Genomic DNA, 10,270 nt, shown 5'->3' with positions numbered 1-10,270 from the left:
CGACCGCAGCCGAACGATGGTTTTGCTGGGGGCAATTCTAAAAGGTGATGCCAAGACGGCCCTGCAAGCTTTCCGCGAACAGTATGATTTGGGCGCCGATCCGGGCCTTGTTCTGCGCGACTTAATGGACCTAACCCACGAAATCTCACGCGGCGACATTTTGGGTGCGGATTGGCACCCAGCTGGCGCGAGCGACCATATCCAACAAATGAAGGCGTTTGCCCACAGCACAACCCCTGCGTCGCTTGGACGGCTTTGGCAATTGATCTTGCGAGGCTTTGAAGAATCTGGTCGCGCGCCGGATCCCGTCCAAGCCGCTGAAATGTGCTTGTTGCGCGCGTGTGCGGCTCAGCAATTGCCGCCACCCGAGGATTTAGCCCGTCTCCTGATTGGTCAGCCGATGGCAACCAGTGCGTTGGCGGGCCCGTCGCCGTCTCAAACACCCAGTGGTGGACCCGCGGCTTTGCTAGCGCCCCAAGCGTCAGCAGAGACACCTGCGAACCAGTCGGCTCCTACTCCATCGAAGCATGCAGTGATGACCTTTGAGGGCCTGCTGGAGGCACTAGAAGATGCCCGTGAGATTGTCTTGGTGACGGAACTAGAGCGCTTTGTTCGCCCGGTTAGCCTGGTGCCTGGCCATTTGGTGATCGAGCTTTTGCCCAATGCGCCGGCAGATTTGCAAAAGCGTGCGGTCGAGGCACTTACGGCGCTAACCGACGAAAACTGGCTGGTTGAGGCGGGCTCTGGTGGCCAAGAGAGCATTGCCGAACGCAACAAGCGCTTAGAGGTTGAACGCGTAGACGCCGCCAAACAGGCCCCAGAAGTCGTCGCGGCCATGAAAGCCTTCCCCGGTGCCCGCATCCTAGATGTCCGCGCGGCACCGGTGCCAGAGGTAGCCTTAGAGGCGGTGGTTGAGGATGGAGACGAGGAAATCGAAGCCCTGACCAGCAATGTCTTAACAGTAGACTTTAACCGCCGCCGCGTTGGCGACTAGGAAATAATCTGGGATCTTGCCGTATCCCTATTTAACAGGACAAAAGCGATGAAAGACCTTGGCGGATTGATGAAGACCATGCAGCAGATGCAGTCCAAAGTGGCTGATGCGCATAAGAAAATGGAAAAAATTGAGGCTGAAGGTAGTGCAGGTGCCGGCATGGTGAAAATCACCAGCAATGGCGAAGGCAAGCTTTTGTCGATCTCGATTGATCCCAGTCTGTGTGTGGCAGAGGATGTCGAAATTCTCGAAGACTTGATCAAGGCGGCCTTTGAAGATGCCCGCAAAAAAGTCGAAGCCAGTCGCGCTGCGATGGAAAAGGATTTGATGGGTGGCCTGCCATTGCCCCCAGGTTTTAAGATGCCCTTCTGATCATGACGGATCGGAATGCGCGTACCAAGCGAGCCACGGCAAGCCCTGAGATTGAACGACTCGTAGCGCTATTGGCGAAGCTTCCGGGCTTGGGTCCACGTTCTGCGCGCCGGGCGGCCTTGCACCTTTTGAAGAAGCGCGACGCCTTAATGCAGCCGCTTGGCCAGGCGCTTGCGGATGCAGCTGAAAAGGTGAAGGCCTGTCAGATTTGTGGCAATCTCGATACACAAGACCCGTGCTCTGTGTGCGCTGATCCAGCCCGTGATCAGAGCACTTTGTGTGTGGTGGTTGAAGTGAGTGACCTTTGGGCGCTTGAGCGCTCTGGCGCTTATTCAGGCCAGTATCATGTTCTTGGCGGCGTCTTGTCGGCTTTAGACGGCGTGCGTCCTGAAGACTTGCGGATTGGCGGACTCATGGCGCGCATTCAAGAAGGTGGCATCACCGAGGTTGTTCTGGCCTTGGCTGCCACGGTGGAAGGTCAAACCACTGCTCATTATCTCGCCGATATTTTGGTCGACAGTGGCGTCGCTACCACCAAGCTGGCCCATGGCGTGCCAGTTGGCGGGGAATTGGATCATTTGGACGACGGGACGCTGCTGGCGGCCCTCAAAGCGCGCCGCAGCGTCTAACGTCTTTGGGCTTTAGCCAGTCACGATATCAAAGGTGAGGCCAGCGCTTTTCACAAGACGGGCGCGAAGGGCAGGGCCCATGACGGCACCTGGTGTCCAAATCCCGCCAGCGGCATCTTTGGCTTCGTTGATGAGGCACAAAGCGGATTCGGCAATCATCTTGGAAGTCGAGCCATAGCCCGGATCGCGGTCACCGGTGACGGCGACTTGGACTTCGGCGCCGGTGTCAGACTGCGCAATGAACAGCACATCGTAAAAGCCTGTCTCACGTTCTTCTTTCGACGGACCCTCGCCGGGCTTTGGCCCACCTTCACCGCCGAGGCTTTTGTCGCCCGCAATCGCATTGGCCATGGCCTCACCCTTTTCGCCGGGCCCGGTCACCATCATTTCCTCATAAACTAGGCCAGCGCCGTACTTGTGACCGAGGAGTGCATTGGTACGGTGTACGTTGCGAGTATTGATTGGGGCCATCACAAAGGGGGCGACCCAGACACCCATTTCTTCGTCCAAATAAGGCTTCATGCCATGGGGCTGGGTTGGGCCTTCAAAGCCAGGGGTAAGCGCAAATGGGTTGCGCAACAGGTCGAGGACACCGGGCTCGCTCATCGCAGCGGCCATGGTGGCTTTTAGGCTGGCTGCCGTGCCGCCCGAGAACGTGCCTTTCATCTTGCGGACCCGACCTTTAACTTTGGTCCCTGGGCTGTCCGTGTTGGCGATCAGCGCTTCTTGCGCCATTTGGACGCCAAGATCAAAGGGGATAGAGTCAAAGCCGCACGAGAACACAATGCGCGCGCCCGACGCTTTGGCAGCAGCCTCGTGCGCGTCGATCATCTTGCGCATCCAAGCAGGCTCGCCACACAAGTCAACATAGTCGGTACCGTGCTCAGCGCAGGCAGCAACCAAGCCATTGCCATAGAGCTGATAGGGGCCAACCGTTGTAAGAACCACTTTGGTCGAGGTGACCATCGCCTTCAAGGAAGCGGCATCATCGCTGTCGCAGACGACAAGCGGTGTATTCGCAGGCGCACCAATTTCGTCACGAACTTGCGCCAGCTTTTCCAAGCTGCGCCCACCCATCGCCCAGCTCACGCCGGTTGGATAGGTTGCTGCAAGATACTCAGCCACCAATCGGCCGGTAAAGCCTGACGCGCCAAATACGATGATATCAAATTGCTGGCTCATGCCCTCATCTCCCTAATTGTTGGGACGTGTGTGGCTTGGAAAGTAAGGAAGAGCAAGAGGCTCAAACCTATTTTGACTGGCAGGCAGCTTTGATGGGTGACCGCTCCGTTTGGCCCGGGAAACGAGCCAGAGCGCTAGCTGGCCGGATTGGCCTTTGAACCAGATTTCCTTGGCAAGCGGGGCATACACCAGCCAGCCTTCCGGTCGCGCATGTTTCACAATAGGTGCACTCAAAGGTACAGATGAAGGCTTCAGCACTATCGGCTGGCAAATCGCAGTCGCAGCATTCGCAATTGGGCTTGAGCGCCAGCATTGACCTAGACGTCCAGCTCTTCTGCGTAGCGGGCATTTTCTTGAAGCCATTTAAAGCGCAACTCAGGTTTGCGCCCCATCAGCGTTTCAACCAACTCACCCACGCTGGGCAAATCACCCTCGGGAATGACCAAACGCGCAAGCGTGCGGGTGGCCGGGTTCATGGTCGTGACCTTCAATTGCGCCGGCATCATTTCGCCCAAGCCTTTGAACCGTCCAATCTCGACTTTGGCGCGAGGATTGAAGGCGGTCTTCAACAACTCATCCTTGTGCGCGTCGTTTTTGGCATAGACCGTCTTGCCGCCATGGGTCAGGCGGTAGAGTGGCGGCAAGGCAACAAATAAGCGGCCCGAATGCACCAATTGCGGCATGGCCCGGAAGAAATAAGTGGCGAGCAGCGCGGCGATATGAGCCCCGTCGACGTCTGCGTCAGTCATGATGATGACGCGCTCATAGCGCAGGTCTTGAACCCGGAACTTGCTGCCCGGAGCGACCCCTAAAGCAAGGGCGAGGTCAGAGAGTTCTTGATTGCCAGCAAGCTTGTCACCGCCCGCGCTGGCGACGTTCAAGATCTTACCACGCAAAGGCAAAATGGCTTGGGTATTGCGGTCGCGCGCCTGTTTGGCGCTACCACCTGCCGAATCACCCTCGACTATGAAGATTTCGGTGCCAACAGCGTCTTGACGCGCACAATCTGCCAGCTTGCCAGGCAAGCGCAATTTGCGCGTCGCGCTTTGGCGTTGCACTTCTTTTTCTTTGCGCCGCTTGAGCCGATCATCGGCCTGAGCAATCGCCCAATCTAAGAGAGCCCGCGCTTCACGTGGGCTTGCCCCCAACCATTGGTCAAACGGATCTCGGATGGCGTTTTCAACAATGCGGGATGCTTCTGCCGTCGCCAAGCGGTCCTTGGTCTGACCGACAAATTCTGGTTCGCGTACAAAGACGCTGATCAGGGCTGCTGCGGTGCCAAACACGTCTTCAGAGGTGATTTGAGCGGCCTTCTTGTCGCCCACCAACTCTCCATAATTGCGTAAGCCCTTGGAGATTACCGTCCGGAGGCCTTGCTCATGCGTGCCACCTTCTGGCGTGGGGATGGTGTTACAATAGGACAATAGGAAGCCATCACGGTCGCCAAACCCACGCACACCCCAAGTCAAGGCCCACTCCACCGCACCATGACCGCCAGCTTGCGACGTGCGCCCGGCAAACATGGTGGAGGTGACGGTTGGGGCTTCGCCAATGCTGCTTTGGAGATAGTCGGCCAGACCATTCGGGAAGCACAAAACTTCTTCCAAAGGCGTGGAATCACCGGGACGAATGCGTTCGGGCGCGCATTTCCAACGAATCTCTACGCCCCGGAACAAATAGGCCTTGGATCGGGCCATGCGGAACAAGCGCGCTGGATCAAGGCTGGCACCTTCGCCAAAAATCTCTGGATCCGGGTGAAAGCGCACAACCGTACCACGACGATTATGCACCGCGCCCAAGTGTTCGATTGGGCCTTGGGGTATCCCGCGTGAAAACGCCATCCGGAAGAGCCGCTTGTCGCGAGCCACTTCCACTTCGAGGCGATCGGATAGCGCGTTAACGACCGACACGCCCACCCCGTGCAAGCCGCCAGAGGTCTGGTAGGCTTTGTCCGAGAACTTGCCGCCCGCGTGCAGCACGGTCATAACGACTTCAAGCGCGGACTTGTCGACATATTTCGGGTGGGGGTCGATTGGAATGCCGCGCCCATTATCCGAGACCGCGAGGGCACCATCGGCCTCTAGGGTCACCTCAATGCGCGTTGCATGACCGGCAACGGCCTCGTCCATCGAATTGTCGAGCACTTCTGCGAACAAATGGTGCATCGCGCGGGCATCAGTGCCGCCAATATACATGCCAGGCCGCTTGCGAACAGGTTCCAACCCTTCAAGCACTTCGATGTCTTTCGCGGAATAGCCCGCGGTGGCTGCAGAGACGCCTGCTGGCTCTAGGTCATCAAACAAACTGGATTTTGGAGCGGCATTGGCAGCCATTCAGCGGGATTCCTTGAATTTTAACGCAAACAAAAGCGCCTTGATATGGGCTCTTGTTTGGCCCGTGGGTCAAGCCTTTGTGTTAGCAATCACGGGCTTTCGTTTTCTTCACAAACATCATGCGCTCTCGTAAACCGTGTGTTTTCCTACCCTTTGGTGATACTAAGGTTCGGGTGCGAGGGGCTCGCTCAGGGCTCATTCTAAAAGTCCGCCGTAACGGAGCTCGCGCTCTAGCAATTTGAGCGAAGGGATCAAGAGTTGTGACACACCAATTGTTAGAAACTGTTCTGGCCATGGGGAAAGAGCCTTTGGGTACTTTGGCAGAGGGCATCGTAGAATGGTTCGATCCAGTCAAAGGCTTTGGCTTTGTTCAGCTAAGGGCAGATGATAGCGAAAACCCCAATTAAATTGATGTTTTATTGCATATTGGCGTGCTGCGGAAGCACTTGACCGCCATCCCTAAAGAGGGCGACGAGATCACTGTTTTGACAGCGGAGCGCGATCGAGGCCTGCAAGTTGTTCGGATTTTGAGCTTGCGGCCGGTCTTTCGGCCACCGCCAGAAGATGTGGATCAATTTGTTCCCGTCACGGTCAATTGGTTCAACCGGTCGAAAGGATATGGCTTTGCTGGTCTGACCAGCGAAGGACCAGACTCTGAAGATATCTTCTTGCATGTGGGCACTTTGCGCCGCGGCGGCATTGATATGGTCGATGTCGGGGAAGTCCTGCGGGCCCGTGTTGAGCGCAGTGCCAAGGGAGTTATCGCCACAGCAATTGTGCGCGCCTGACACTCTGAAGCAAGTTGAGCTGTGGCGACTTGGTCGGGTTCATGCCATCTTGGCTGACCTCAACGCGCCGTGTTAGGAGAGGGGTATGACGAAGCTACTTCATTTCTTTTTCCTTGCCTTCGTGGCTTGTTCCGCCCTCCCATCCGCGTCCTTTGCTCAAGCTGTGGCCATTGAGGGGCCGCAGCGCGGCTTGCGGGTTGAGAAATTGTCGATCGCGACACCGGCAGGTGTTCGGTCATTCAACGTTGAAATGGCCGACACACCTCGCTCGCGCGAGATCGGGATGATGTGGCGGACCCAAGTGCCACGCGGCACTGGCATGCTGTTTGATTTTAAGACCCCGGAATCAGCAACTTTCTGGATGGAAAACACGCTGGTTTCGCTCGACCTCATCTTCATTCGCGCCGATGGTCGCATTGCCAATATTGCGGCGAATGCACAGCCAATGTCACGCGCACTCATTCCTTCTGACGGGCCAGTTTTAGCGGTTTTGGAGATTGGTGCGGGCGAATCTCGTCGTTTGGGGCTGGCCGCTGGCCAACGTGTGACTCACAGAATTTTTCCTGCTGCCCGTAGAAAAAAGTGAGACTTCAGTAAAATCTGTTTAGGGCGCTTGCCCTAAACGGCTTGGTCGCGCTATACGCGCGCCTCTCGGGGAGTAGCGCAGTTTGGTAGCGCATCTGGTTTGGGACCAGAGGGTCGCAGGTTCGAATCCTGTCTCCCCGACCATTTTGGTCGTTTGTGACGAGCGGGACGTGCTATTTTAGTGCATTGCCCGCTTTTACATTTTTGCCGAACGCGCTCATGATGAGACATCTAGTTTCGAGGCCTTCATGACATTTGCAAGAATCTTCCGTCCAGCCAAAAACGCCATGCAGTCGGGCCGGGCGAAGAATAATGTTTGGATGCTAGAATTTGAATCCGCTGCCGTGCGCTCCTCTGATCCCTTAATGGGCTGGACCTCGTCAGCTGATACCCAAGGTCAAGTGCGTTTGACCTTTGATACGCGCGATGAGGCAATAGCCTACGCGCAAAAATACAATCTGGCGTTTCAGGTTATTGATCGGCAAGAGCCTAAGCGGATCCCGCGTGCTTACTCTGACAACTTCACCTTTTACCGCCGTGAACCCTGGTCTCACTAGGCCCAATAGCTCAGCAGGATAGAGCATCCGCCTTCTAAGCGGACGGTCGCAGGTTCGAGCCCTGCTTGGGTCGCCAGTTCTTAGTGTTTTGCGTTCTTTGCCAAACCGCTCAGCCCCGTTATGAAGACATCATGACCACACTCGCCAATGACCTTGATATCCGCTCCGCCCGTCCTGACCAACTTGTGGCTGGGGCCACCGGTGATTGGGAAATTATTGTGGGGCTTGAAGTCCATGCGCAGGTGAGTGCGCAGTCTAAGCTGTTCTCCGGGGCGAGTGCTTCTTACGGTGCCGCGCCAAACGCACACGTTAGCCTAGTCGATGCGGGCATGCCTGGCATGTTGCCGGTATTGAACCGCTTCTGCGTTGAACAAGCGGTGCGTACGGGCCTTGGCCTTGGGGCCAAGATCAATTTGTGGAGCCGGTTTGATCGGAAGAATTATTTCTATCCCGATTTGCCACAAGGCTATCAAATCAGCCAGTTCGCCCACCCAATCGTGGGTGAGGGCACATTGAACGTTGATTGCGATAATGGCGAGACGGTTCCCATCCGCATTGAGCGCATTCACTTAGAGCAAGATGCCGGCAAGTCGATCCATGATCTCGACCCCCGCGCCACTTATGTCGATCTGAACCGCTCTGGCTGTGCCTTGATGGAAATCGTCTCCAAGCCCGACATCCGGTCGAGCGAAGAAGCGGCCAATTATTTCAAAGCACTGCGGGCTTTGGTGCGCTATCTGGGAACCTGCGATGGCAATATGGATGAAGGCTCGATGCGGGCAGACGTCAATGTGTCGGTCCGCAAGCCCGGTACGCCCTTTGGCACGCGCTGTGAAATCAAGAATGTGAACTCGACCCGCTATGTGGCCTTGGCGGTCGATTATGAAGCGCATCGTCAGATTGAGGTCTTGGAAGATGGCGGTTCCATCAGCCAAGAAACCCGCTTGTTTGATGTGAAGACCGGCAAGACCCGTTCCATGCGCTCAAAAGAAGATGCGCATGATTATCGCTATTTCCCAGACCCAGACTTGTTGCCTTTAGAGCTGGATCAAGCTTGGGTGGACGCGATCAAAGCAAGCCTACCTGAACTGCCCGATGCCAAGAAGCAGCGCTTCAAGGCTGATTACGGCCTGTCGCCTTATGATGCGGCTGTGCTGGTCGCTGATAAGGACGCGGCAGACTTCTTTGAGACCGCTGCCAAGGGCCGTGATGCCAAACTGGTTAATGGCTGGATGACGGTGGAATTGTTCGGCTGGCTCAATAAGCATGACAAGTCTTTGGCCCAAACCCCTGTTTCGGCAGAGCGTTTGGGCGAATTGGTCGATCTGATCAGCAATGGCACGATCAATGGCAAGATCGCCAAAGAGGTCTTCCCGCGCATGATCGAAACGGGCGACGCGCCTTTGGTCATTGTGGAGCGCGAAGGCCTGAAGCAAGAGACAGACACGGGCCTAATCGAAGAGACCGTTGACGCTTTGATCGCAGCTAATCCCGACAAAGTGGAAGAAGCCCGCACCAAGCCAAAGGCGCTAGGCTGGTGGGTTGGTCAATTGATGAAGGCAACTGGCGGCAAGGCCAGCCCTGCTGTTATCAATGACGTGATCAAGGCAAAGTTGGGGCTTTAAGCGTCCCAGTCTTCTTAGCGTTTTGCTTTGGCAGGCAGGACAACTTCGGTCTTGATGCGTTGCGGCCAGAGGTCGGGCAACAGTCCGCTGCAGGCGTTCATCTCGATCATAGTGGTCAATACAAAGCGCGTACCGTCCCAAGTATGGGTTTCCGCGGTTCCGCAATCCCCAATGCCGCGCCCTTTTGAGAAAGCACTAATTTGCCCTGTCTCTGGCTCGATGCTGACATTGACGAGGCTGTGCGCATCTTCGTCCGACGCAGCGCGTTCAGGACCAAGGAAGGGATAAGGCACCACGGCGGCGTTACCTTGCTGCAGGTAGAATTTCGACCACGCATTATAAGCACCAGCCCCACAGGGCACCGACCACAGGATCCGGCCCTTGCCCAGACTAAAGCCCTCAATGCCTTGCCCGCCTGGGTCATAACGCTCGCTGTCATCGCATTCGGCCTTGCGGCTATCGCGCACGGATTTGGGCACATTGGTTCGGGCCGATAGCTTCGTAAAGGCAACGGCATTGATGCTTGGGACCGCCGGAGCAGGGGGCACGCGATCTCGCGCCAACTTACCTTTATCTATCCAGGCCGCTGCAGTTCCCGTTCGACCTTGCGCCGCTTCAATCGCACGCAGTGCTGCCACAAATCCTGACAGGCTGGCGAAGGACTGCACTTGGCGGTTTGCACCGCTTGAATAGACCACCGCATGGCCGTTTTTGGCTAATGCGATGAACCGATCCACATCAGCGCTCGGCAATAGGCTCGCACCGCTCTCATCGGGTGTGAGGAGGAAATTTCCGTTTGCCAAGGGTCGCCCGTCTCGGCCAACGATGCGCAGGCTGCCGTCTTTGGGCGTCGGCTGGGCTGAACTATACATGGCAGAATAGATGATCCTGGGCTTAGCGGCAGGACCTGCCTCAAGCTCCAACCAAAGCCAACCCATTTCCGTTTCGGCCCGAACACCACGCGGGCGGGCACTGACGCCCATTTCATTCAGACCTGAGATGGAAACCGCTGTGCAGGTCTTGATATTGCTGCAGCTCACACTCCAATCGCGATAATCCTTCGGCACGCTTTGGGCTTGCACAGGCATCACGAAAAGGCCTGCCAAAACGAAAGATAAGAGAAGCGGTCTGGCGGTGCGTGTGTTCATCAGCACGGGCTTATCAGCCAAAGTTTTTCAAGGTCAATGGCTTTCCAAGCACGCTTT

At 56.4% G+C, this 10,270-nt stretch carries 11 protein-coding genes, 2 tRNA genes and 2 pseudogenes; 11 read left to right on the top strand and 4 right to left on the bottom strand.

The genetic code is table 11. The features are described from left to right. The 3 genes and pseudogenes from ACIQ20_RS11080 to recR all read left to right on the top strand — a co-directional run. A pseudogene (locus ACIQ20_RS11080) lies at positions 1–994 on the top strand (hypothetical protein); the annotation flags it as partial. A gap of 48 nt (positions 995–1,042) precedes the next feature. Further along, the gene (locus tag ACIQ20_RS11075) at positions 1,043–1,366 is read left to right on the top strand and encodes a YbaB/EbfC family nucleoid-associated protein (protein WP_290808057.1); all 324 of its coding nucleotides are present in this window, start codon (positions 1,043–1,045) and stop codon (positions 1,364–1,366) included. Between the two features lie 2 nt (positions 1,367–1,368). Continuing rightward, positions 1,369–1,995 (top strand): recombination mediator RecR, encoded by a 627-nt coding sequence (gene recR / locus ACIQ20_RS11070; protein ID WP_395780271.1) that lies wholly within the window; start codon positions 1,369–1,371, stop codon positions 1,993–1,995. A gap of 12 nt (positions 1,996–2,007) precedes the next feature. Here recR and ACIQ20_RS11065 read toward each other — a convergent pair whose 3' ends face one another. Beyond that, the gene (locus ACIQ20_RS11065; protein WP_395780269.1) at positions 2,008–3,177 is read right to left on the bottom strand and encodes a saccharopine dehydrogenase family protein; all 1,170 of its coding nucleotides are present in this window, start codon (positions 3,175–3,177) and stop codon (positions 2,008–2,010) included. Positions 3,178–3,212: 35 nt separating this feature from the next. Here ACIQ20_RS11065 and ACIQ20_RS11060 point away from each other — a divergent pair, with 35 nt between their 5' ends. Further along, positions 3,213–3,335, top strand: coding sequence for a hypothetical protein (locus ACIQ20_RS11060; RefSeq protein ID WP_395780273.1), 123 nt, complete (start codon positions 3,213–3,215; stop codon positions 3,333–3,335). 44 nt (positions 3,336–3,379) lie between these two features. Here ACIQ20_RS11060 and ACIQ20_RS11055 read toward each other — a convergent pair. Beyond that, a pseudogene (locus ACIQ20_RS11055) lies at positions 3,380–3,490 on the bottom strand (DUF1272 domain-containing protein); the annotation flags it as partial. 4 nt (positions 3,491–3,494) lie between these two features. Beyond that, positions 3,495–5,510 (bottom strand): DNA topoisomerase IV subunit B, encoded by a 2,016-nt coding sequence (gene parE / locus ACIQ20_RS11050; protein ID WP_395780267.1) that lies wholly within the window; start codon positions 5,508–5,510, stop codon positions 3,495–3,497. Positions 5,511–5,770: 260 nt separating this feature from the next. Here parE and ACIQ20_RS11045 point away from each other — a divergent pair, with 260 nt between their 5' ends. The 7 genes from ACIQ20_RS11045 to gatB all read left to right on the top strand — a co-directional run bounded on the left by ACIQ20_RS11045 (position 5,771) and on the right by gatB (position 9,065). Then, positions 5,771–5,917: a hypothetical protein gene (locus ACIQ20_RS11045; protein WP_395780265.1), complete on the top strand. Its 147-nt coding sequence runs from the start codon at positions 5,771–5,773 to the stop codon at positions 5,915–5,917. A 24-nt stretch (positions 5,918–5,941) separates the two neighbouring features. Further along, on the top strand, positions 5,942–6,298 hold the full coding sequence (locus ACIQ20_RS11040) for a cold shock domain-containing protein (RefSeq protein ID WP_395780263.1): 357 nt from the start codon (positions 5,942–5,944) through the stop codon (positions 6,296–6,298). A gap of 85 nt (positions 6,299–6,383) precedes the next feature. Further along, positions 6,384–6,884, top strand: a complete 501-nt coding sequence (locus tag ACIQ20_RS11035) for a DUF192 domain-containing protein (RefSeq protein WP_395780261.1) — start codon at positions 6,384–6,386, stop codon at positions 6,882–6,884. 66 nt (positions 6,885–6,950) lie between these two features. Continuing rightward, positions 6,951–7,027: transfer RNA gene (locus ACIQ20_RS11030), tRNA-Pro, on the top strand. A gap of 104 nt (positions 7,028–7,131) precedes the next feature. Beyond that, positions 7,132–7,440 carry an ETC complex I subunit gene (locus ACIQ20_RS11025; protein WP_395780259.1) on the top strand — a complete coding sequence of 103 codons (309 nt, stop codon included), beginning with the start codon at positions 7,132–7,134 and terminating at the stop codon, positions 7,438–7,440. Further along, positions 7,440–7,516 (top strand) — tRNA-Arg (locus ACIQ20_RS11020). Before ACIQ20_RS11025 ends, ACIQ20_RS11020 begins: the two co-directional genes overlap by 1 nt. A gap of 55 nt (positions 7,517–7,571) precedes the next feature. Then, positions 7,572–9,065 carry an Asp-tRNA(Asn)/Glu-tRNA(Gln) amidotransferase subunit GatB gene (gatB, locus tag ACIQ20_RS11015; RefSeq protein ID WP_395780257.1) on the top strand — a complete coding sequence of 498 codons (1,494 nt, stop codon included), beginning with the start codon at positions 7,572–7,574 and terminating at the stop codon, positions 9,063–9,065. 14 nt (positions 9,066–9,079) lie between these two features. On the opposite strand, the gene ACIQ20_RS11010 is transcribed toward gatB, so the two are convergent. Next, positions 9,080–10,213: a DUF1176 domain-containing protein gene (locus ACIQ20_RS11010; protein WP_395780255.1), complete on the bottom strand. Its 1,134-nt coding sequence runs from the start codon at positions 10,211–10,213 to the stop codon at positions 9,080–9,082. Positions 10,214–10,270: the final 57 nt, after the last annotated feature.

The organism is Aquidulcibacter sp. (assembly GCF_044346625.1).
GTDB lineage: Bacteria > Pseudomonadota > Alphaproteobacteria > Caulobacterales > Aquidulcibacteraceae > Aquidulcibacter.
This window is presented reverse-complemented; position numbering and strand designations above follow the sequence as displayed.